We start from the raw sequence: 6,875 nt of genomic DNA on the forward strand, positions 1-6,875 counted from the left end.
GTATCGAGCTGGGAAGCAGCACTTCTGGCCGACGGCATCGCGCCGGCGTCGCTCTACCCGCTCGACCTCAAGCGCGCCCATGACAAGATCGCCGCGTTCAAGGAAAACGTCGTTGCCTATTGGGGTGGCGGCGCCGAAAGCCAGAGCGTGCTGCTCAATGGCGAGGCCTCGATGGCGATCGTCTGGTCGACGCGCGCTTCGCTGATCGAGCAGGATTCGGGCGGCAAGATCAAGTTCATCTGGGATCAGGGACTGATCTCGCCCGGTGCGCTGGCCGTGCTCAAGAACAACCCCGGCGGCAAGGACGCTGCGATGAAGTTCATCGCCAGTGCCCAGGACCCTGAAAAGCAGCTGGTCATGTTCGACAAGCTCGGCCAAGGTCCTGCAAACCCGGCGGCAGACGCGCTGATCACGGCCGACAAGAAGCGCATCAACCCGGTCGATCCCGAGAACATGAAGAAGCAGATCGCGCTCGACATGGACTGGTACGCCAAAAATTACGGGCCGGCGCTCGACGAATACACCAAGATCATCTCGGCCTGATCAGGGCCGGGATAATCGGGTGGACATGAGATCCTATCTCTCCGACAGGATGGGCGCGGCGCTGTTGATGGCGCCGCTGCTCCTGTTTCTTGTCCTGGCCTATGCCTGGCCGTTCCTCGGCGTCGTCAAATGGAGTTTTACGCTGCCGACGCCCGGCCTCGGCCAATATGAGGCGCTGCTCACCGACGATCTGGTGCAGTCGGTGTTCATCCGCACGCTGCGCATCGCGGCGGTCGTCACCGTGGTCTCGGTGGCCGCTGCCTACGCCATCACCGTCGTCTGGGTGCGTGGAACCCCGGCACAGCGCCTGATCGCCGAGTTCTGCATTCTCGTTCCCTTCTGGATTTCCGTGCTGACCCGTGCCTTCGGCTGGGTGGCGCTGCTCTCCAATCGCGGCCTGATCAACACGTGGCTGCAGGCGATCGGCTTCATCTCCGAACCGCTGGCGTTGGTGCGCAACGAATTCGGCGTCATCGTCGGCATGACGCACTTCCTCATTCCTTTCGCCGTTTTTCCGCTGGCATCGGCCATGCGCAGCCTCGACGACCGCGTGCTCCTGGCGGCGCGCGGGCTCGGCTCCAGCCGCATGCGCACCTTCTGGACGGTGTTCGTGCCGATGACGCGCTCCGGCATCATAGGCGCGGCGATGATCGTTTTCGTCTTCTCGCTCGGCTTCTTCGTCACGCCAGCGATCCTTGGCGGCGGCCGCAGCGTCATGATTGCCGAGCTGATCTATCTCAGGATATTCCAGAGCCCGGACTGGGGCTTGGGTGCAGCGATCAGCGTCGTGCTGGTGCTGTTCGTCGGCGCGCTGATGGCGCTCTTGTTCCGATATGTCAGACCGAAGCAGTTGATCTGATGCCGACCTACCGCCCCGGTCCCGTCTCGCTGATCATCGCCGCCTTCGTGGCGCTGTTCCTGCTGATGCCGCTGCTCGCCGTCATCCCGGTGTCGCTGACGCCGAGCCGCATGCTGGCCATGCCGTCGGGCGAACTGTCGCTGCGCCATTACCGGGCGCTGATCGAAGACCCGCGCTGGCTCCAATCGATTCTGCTCTCGATCCGCATCGGTGTCGTCAGCAGCGCCTTTTCAACTGTGCTGGCGCTGTGCTTCAGCCTTGGCGTCTGGATGTTCCAGCCGCGCTTCACCGCGGCCCTGGTCGGCTTCGTGCTACTGCCGATGGTGGTGCCGCCGGTGGTCTCGGCGATCACGCTCTACTTCTTGCTCACCTCGATCTCGGGTTTCAGCGCGTTCTTCGGCTACGACACCTGGCTTGGCGTCGCCATGGCCCATTCGGTGATGACCGTGCCCTTCGCCACGGTGCTGATGCTGGTCTCTCTCAGCCAGCTCGACCGCCGCATCGACCTTGCCGCGCGGGGCTTAGGGGCCACTGTGTGGGAGCGCGCCACCCGCGTCATCATGCCCAACATCAAGTTCGGCATCGTCACCGCCGCACTTCTCTCCTTCGTGCTGTCCTGGGAAGAAATCGGCGTCACCCTGTTCATCACCTCTGTCAACGCCATCACGCTGCCGCGGCTCATGTGGATGGGCTTGCGCGACAACATCGACCCGGCGATCGCGGCATTGTCGGTGATCCTGATCATCATCACCGTGCTGGTGCTGGCGGTGCGCAGTTTCGTGGCCAGGCAGCGCGGAGCCTAGACAAACCGCACCGAGACGCGGCCAAACCTGCCTAGATCGCCGATGACTTCGTCGCCTGCCTCGACGCTTATCGGTGTCACGCAGGTGCCGGTAATCACCACCTGTCCCGGCTGAAGCGCTATGCCCAGGCCCGACAGTTCATTGACGATCCAGGTAAGCGCGATGCGAGGATCGCCCAATACGGCTGCTCCCGATCCGCTATGTTGCGACCTTCCGGAAACGGACGCGATCACGGGGTGCTTTGCAAGATCCACGTCGTGCCAGTCGTCTTCCGCCGCCTCGCCGATGACAAACAGATTGGCGCAGGCATTGTCCGCAATGAGCTGCGGCGCCCCGACGGCGCAGAAATCGTCATACCGTGAGTCCGGGATTTCGATCGCCGGGTGCAAGCTCGCCACGGCTTCCATCGCCTCGGCGATTTCATAGGGTGCCGCACGAGGCGGCAGCTCGCGGCCGAAACGGAAAGCGAACTCGATCTCGGCCACGCGCATCTTGCTCGTCGCCAGGGAAACGGTCCCGCCGATCTCCACCGCTTTCTCGGCCAGGAGACGTCCGGCCATGGGGCCGTCGACGTTGATGTGCCTTTGTCCCGCCAGACTGGTCGCGGCAATCTTCCAGCCGAAAAGCGGAGCCGCCGAGCGATCCATGACATGCGACTGGACAGCGTAACCTTCGAGCCGTGTTTGTGGGCGCAACGCCTCGGGTATGGCGTCGAGACGGGTGCCCTTGTCCCAGTGGCCTACCAACAACCGCGACGCAGCCCTGGTCTTTTCTGCATCGAGCATCATCAGCTTCCGAAATTGCTTCCTGGATCAAAAACGGCAAGGAAACATTGCGTCATGCGACGCTGTATGGAGCGAGAATATGTGACCAGGAATCGAGAGTCCATGTTCACGGCGTGGTGCCCGCGACGGTGGTCTTGGCAAAGCCGCCCTTTCGAGATCATCGGCATCCATCATTCCGATGACGAATCGCCATCGCCTCTGCGCGTCGAATGGCTATATCTGTCAGAACACGCAGAACGCGGACAGCTTCCGAAAAGCAACAGTCGGCAGCGCAGGAACCGGAGGAAAAGACGATGACCGCGCCAGGCGATTTGCAGCAGGCAGTGTTTCTCAGGCTGAGAAGCGACGCATCGCTGTCGGCCTTGTTGGGCGGCGCCGGACTGCTCGAACGGCCAACCGACAACGCCGCTTTTCCGTACGTGACCTGCGGCCATACCTCCGCTTTCGACTGGGATACGGGCATCGAGAACACTGACGATCAGTTGATTACGCTGCATGTCTGGTCGAAAGCCCATGGTGATGCCGAAACGCTAGCCATCATGGCCGCCATCCAGGTGCGCCTTGCCGACGCAGCATTGGTGATCGGCCCTCGCGGCCAGACACGACTGTCGCTGGAATTTGCCGAAGCCCGCCATGACGAGGATCTGCTCGTGCATCACGGGCTGCTGCGTTTTCGCGCGATGACGCAGGAAAATGCCTGATGCGCTTTCAATATGGTCAAAACGGAGTCTAGACTGGACTTTCGCGGGATTTCGCCTGTTCGAGGCGGTGAAATCCCAGGTTGACTGTCTCGCGTTGCAGGGGTGTGGCGAGGATGTTTTCAGCGGCGTTCACCGTTCATTTCACGTTCAGCACCGATGCGTTACAACGCCGGTCATGAAAACGCTTCGCTCCCACTTCCGAACCGCGACACTGGCGCTTTGTGCTGCCGGGCTGTTTGCGTCGCAGGCGATGGCGATGCCGGTCATCGCGCCGCCCGACCTTGCCAGTCCGATCGTACTGGCGGCCTCCGATTGCTACGCCATCGGCCAACAGGTGGCTGAGCAGAATGGCGGAACGCTGGCCAAGGCCTCGCAATCGACGCGCGGCGGTCAGCCTGTCTGTGTCATCGTCGTGCTCGTTCCGGGCAAGGACGGACAACGTCCGCGCCGTTCCGAGATCGTCGTTCCGCTGAACTGATCCAATCAATCTTAGGCTACGTTTCCCAGGCCGCCGGAATCGGCCTATATCTGCCCCAGTTTTCAATCCTACAAAGCTCTTCCATCCGACAAAGCTCTTCAACAGGTATCGAACTCCGCATGCGTGTACTGGTCGTCGAAGATGACAAGGATCTCAATCGGCAGATATCGGATGCGCTGGTCGATGCCGGCTATGTCGTCGACCGCGCCTTCGACGGCGAGGAAGGCCATTTCCTCGGCGACACCGAGCCCTATGACGCGGTCGTGCTCGATATCGGCCTGCCGCAGATGGACGGCATCAGCGTGGTCGAGCGCTGGCGACGCGGCGGCCGCAAGATGCCGGTGCTGATCCTGACGGCGCGCGACCGCTGGAGCGACAAGGTTTCCGGCATCGATGCCGGCGCCGACGACTACGTCACCAAGCCGTTCCACATCGAGGAGGTGCTGGCGAGGCTACGGGCTCTGATCCGGCGCGCTGCCGGCCATGCCTCGTCCGAGCTGACCTGCGGACCGCTGCGCCTCGACACCAAGGCCTCCAAGGCCGATGTCGGCGGCGTGCCGCTGAAGCTGACGTCGCACGAATTCCGCCTGCTTGCCTATCTGATGCACCATATGGGCGAGGTCGTCTCGCGGACCGAACTGGTCGAGCATCTCTACGATCAGGATTTCGACCGCGATTCCAACACCATCGAGGTGTTTGTCGGGCGGCTGCGCAAGAAGATGGGCATCGACATGATCGAAACCGTGCGCGGCATGGGCTACCGCATGCGTGAGCCGGAGGCGTAACTCGGAACCGCTCAAACCAACCGCAAGGACGCCGCTTTCGCTGCGTTTGTGGCCGCGTTCGCTGACGTTCCGCGTCATCGCCTTTTCCACGGTCTGGGCGATCGTGACGCTCGTTGTCATCTTCACCTTGATCACCACCCTATACCGCCAAGCCAGCGAGCGCGGCTTCGACAGCCTGCTTTCGGCGCATCTGTTCAACCTGATCGGTTCGATCGGCATCTCCGACAGCGGTGCGCTGACCGGCGCGCCAGATCTCGGCGACCTCCGGTTCTCGGAGCCGAATTCGGGCTGGTACTGGTCGGTTGAGCCCGCTTCGGAAGGCGTGCATGGCGATCTCCATTCGTCGTCGATGACCACGACGATCCCGTCACCGAGCGTTGCCGAGGTGCCGTTCAACGCGAGCTTCCAGCGCAGCTACGCAGCCGAAGGCATCGACGGCGAGCAACTCGAAGTGTTCGAGAGCGAATTCGTCCTCGACGCCAAGAACCGCGCCGCGCGTTTCCGCGTCATGGGCAACCAGAGCGAACTCGAACAGGAAATCGCCACCTTTCAGCGCCGCCTGCTGACCTATCTCAGCCTGTTCGGCGTCGGCATGATCGCCATCAACGCGATCGCAATCCTGCTCGGCCTGCAGCCGCTGCGCCGGGTCAGGAACGCGCTCGCCATGGTGCGCGAAGGCACCGCCCAGAGGCTCGACGGCCGCTTCCCGGCCGAGATCGAACCGCTTGCCAACGAAACCAATGCGCTGATCGAAAACAACAGGCGCATCGTCGAGCGGTCGCGAACACAGGTCGGCAATCTCGCCCATTCGCTGAAGACGCCGCTGGCGGTACTGCTCAACGAGGGCCGCGCGCTCGGCGGCGCCAAGGGGCAGTTGATCGCCGAACAGGCGGCTTCCATGCAGAAGCAGGTCGAACACTATCTCCAGCGCGCCCGCGTCGCGGCACAACGCGACAGCGTCGTCTACCGCACGCCGGTGACGCCGCTGGTGCAGCGCATGGTGCGGGTTCTGCGGAAGCTCAATCCGCAGACAAATCTGTCGCTGTCGCTGCCGGCGGGCGAGATCGTCTTCGCCGGCGAGCGCGAGGACCTTGAGGAACTGCTGGGCAATCTCCTTGAAAACGCGATGAAATGGGCAAAGAGCGCGGTGCAGGTCTCGATCGTGCCCTTGACCGGCAAGGACGACCCGGCCGGCCTGTTCGAGATCGGCATAGAGGATGACGGTCCGGGCATTCCCGAGGACAAGGCTCGCGAGGCGCTGAAGCGCGGACGGCGTCTGGACGAGACAAAGCCCGGAACAGGTCTGGGCCTGGCCATTGTCGCAGACCTCGTCAACGAGTATGGAGGCGTTCTGGCGCTCGAACGGTCCGGTATGGGCGGATTGAAGGCGGTGGTGCGATTGCGGAGCCTTCAGTGATGTTCACCAGAGCCGATCGACATAGAGGGGCGGGAGATGTTGTTGGCGGCATGTCCATTGGTCCCGCAGCGGCCAGCGGCCAAATTTCCGACAAATATCAATATTATGGCCACGCCGACTTCTCGATGACGCGGCCCCCGGCGCATCCATGGCAGGCTCCAACTCAAGAAAACCGGTTGTTGGCATGAAGATTCGCGTCGCGCTTGTTTCCGCATTGCTGGCTGTTTCCGGCTGCACCACCTTGAGCGGCAAGGGTCCAACCGTGGCAGCGACACCGGCCTCGACACCTCCTTCCAGCGGCAAGGTGACCACGACGATCATTTCGGCGATGGGCGGCGGCCTCATCAGCGGGGCGATCGGCAACGGCCTCAGCGAGACCGAGAAGCGCAGCGCGCTCGAGGCTGAGTACAAAGCGCTGGAATACACGACCAGCGGCCAGAAGGTGACGTGGAAAGGCGCCCAGGCTTCGCGCTACGGCGAGGTGGTTCCGGCCCAGCCCTACCG

At 62.7% G+C, this 6,875-nt stretch carries 9 protein-coding genes; 8 read left to right on the plus strand and 1 reads right to left on the minus strand.

From position 1 onward, the window contains the following. From ENZ74_RS16660 to ENZ74_RS16670, 3 genes are all read left to right on the plus strand, one after another. A partial coding sequence (locus tag ENZ74_RS16660) for an extracellular solute-binding protein (RefSeq protein WP_127312872.1) occupies positions 1-543 on the plus strand: 543 nt, incomplete at its 5' end. Between the two features lie 25 nt (positions 544-568). Next, the gene (locus ENZ74_RS16665) at positions 569-1,402 is read left to right on the plus strand and encodes an ABC transporter permease (protein ID WP_013532644.1); all 834 of its coding nucleotides are present in this window, start codon (positions 569-571) and stop codon (positions 1,400-1,402) included. After that, the gene (locus tag ENZ74_RS16670; RefSeq protein ID WP_013532643.1) at positions 1,402-2,205 is read left to right on the plus strand and encodes an ABC transporter permease; all 804 of its coding nucleotides are present in this window, start codon (positions 1,402-1,404) and stop codon (positions 2,203-2,205) included. Before ENZ74_RS16665 ends, ENZ74_RS16670 begins: the two co-directional genes overlap by 1 nt. Here the strand turns inward: ENZ74_RS16670 and ENZ74_RS16675 are convergent. After that, complete coding sequence (locus tag ENZ74_RS16675; protein ID WP_013532642.1) at positions 2,202-2,990, minus strand: fumarylacetoacetate (FAA) hydrolase; 789 nt, start codon at positions 2,988-2,990, stop codon at positions 2,202-2,204. The genes ENZ74_RS16670 and ENZ74_RS16675 overlap by 4 nt on opposite strands. Before the next feature lie 293 nt (positions 2,991-3,283). On the opposite strand from ENZ74_RS16675, the gene ENZ74_RS16680 reads away from it, so the two are divergent. From ENZ74_RS16680 to ENZ74_RS16700, 5 genes are all read left to right on the plus strand, one after another. After that, a complete protein-coding gene (locus ENZ74_RS16680; protein ID WP_013532641.1) occupies positions 3,284-3,691 on the plus strand; it encodes a DUF3168 domain-containing protein in 408 nt (135 codons plus the stop codon). A gap of 175 nt (positions 3,692-3,866) precedes the next feature. Beyond that, the gene (locus ENZ74_RS16685) at positions 3,867-4,169 is read left to right on the plus strand and encodes a hypothetical protein (RefSeq protein ID WP_013532640.1); all 303 of its coding nucleotides are present in this window, start codon (positions 3,867-3,869) and stop codon (positions 4,167-4,169) included. A gap of 119 nt (positions 4,170-4,288) precedes the next feature. Then, a complete protein-coding gene (locus ENZ74_RS16690) occupies positions 4,289-4,954 on the plus strand; it encodes a response regulator transcription factor (RefSeq protein WP_013532639.1) in 666 nt (221 codons plus the stop codon). Next, complete coding sequence (locus ENZ74_RS16695) at positions 4,938-6,371, plus strand: ATP-binding protein (protein ID WP_013532638.1); 1,434 nt, start codon at positions 4,938-4,940, stop codon at positions 6,369-6,371. Before ENZ74_RS16690 ends, ENZ74_RS16695 begins: the two co-directional genes overlap by 17 nt. 184 nt (positions 6,372-6,555) lie before the next feature. Next, positions 6,556-6,875: hypothetical protein (locus ENZ74_RS16700; protein WP_127312873.1), on the plus strand; the 320-nt coding region annotated here is incomplete at its 3' end.

Origin of the sequence: Mesorhizobium sp. M7A.F.Ca.CA.002.15.2.1, assembly GCF_003998715.1 — a bacterium.
Classification (GTDB): domain Bacteria; phylum Pseudomonadota; class Alphaproteobacteria; order Rhizobiales; family Rhizobiaceae; genus Mesorhizobium; species Mesorhizobium ciceri.